Origin of the sequence: Allokutzneria sp. NRRL B-24872 (assembly GCF_002155965.1) — a bacterium.
In the GTDB taxonomy this organism is placed as follows: Bacteria; Actinomycetota; Actinomycetes; order Mycobacteriales; family Pseudonocardiaceae; genus Allokutzneria.
In genome coordinates this window covers 1-664 of the sequence record NZ_MUMH01000451.1, presented here as the reverse complement: position 1 = coordinate 664, position 664 = coordinate 1, and the positions used below count along the sequence as shown (strand labels likewise).

Annotated in this window: 2 protein-coding genes; both read right to left on the bottom strand. The window is 70.9% G+C overall.

From position 1 onward, the window contains the following. Positions 1-411, bottom strand: a 411-nt coding sequence (locus tag CCN37_RS38615; RefSeq protein WP_246843650.1) for an amidohydrolase family protein, incomplete at its 3' end; no start/stop codon positions are given. After that, a partial coding sequence (locus tag CCN37_RS38610) for a M20/M25/M40 family metallo-hydrolase (protein ID WP_143262100.1) occupies positions 402-664 on the bottom strand: 263 nt, incomplete at its 5' end. The genes CCN37_RS38615 and CCN37_RS38610, both read right to left, overlap by 10 nt.

The following is a 664-nucleotide window of genomic DNA, read 5'->3' as shown; positions in this document are numbered from 1 at the left end:
GTGGTGGAGGTAGTGGAACTCCCCCACGCAGGTGATCCCGGCCATCGCCATCTCGGCGTAGACGGCGCGGGCCAGCTCGAAGTAGCTGTCCGGGGTCAGCCGGTCGGCGACCCCGTACATCACCTCGCGCCAGGTCCAGAAGGAGTCCGGCGCGCCCGCCGCCTCGGTCTCCGCCTCGCTCTCCGCCTGTACGACACCGCGCAGGGCCCGGTGGAAGGCGTGGCTGTGGGCGTTGGCCAGACCGGGGATCGTCAGACCACGGAGAGTGACGGATCCGGCGGGCGGGCGCGGACTCCCGGGCACCACCGCCGTGATCCGTCCGTTGGCCGCGGCCACGATCACCACGTCCGACCGCACGCTTCCGTTCACCCAGGCGTGCTCCGCCCAGTACGTCTGCGCCGTCAGTGACACGCCAGGCCCTCCAGTACCTCCGCGAGTGCGGCCACACCGGCGAGGCAATCGTCCTCGCCCGCCGTCTCCGCGGGTGAATGCGAGACGCCGGTGGGGTTCCTTACAAACAGCATGGCCGTAGGAACGGACGCGGACAAAATGCCGGCGTCGTGCCCGGCTCCGGTGGGGAGGATCGGAACGCCGCCCAGCAGCCCGGACAGCCGGTCCCGAAGGTCGTGGGCGAACTCGACGACCGGAGTGAACGACTCCCGGG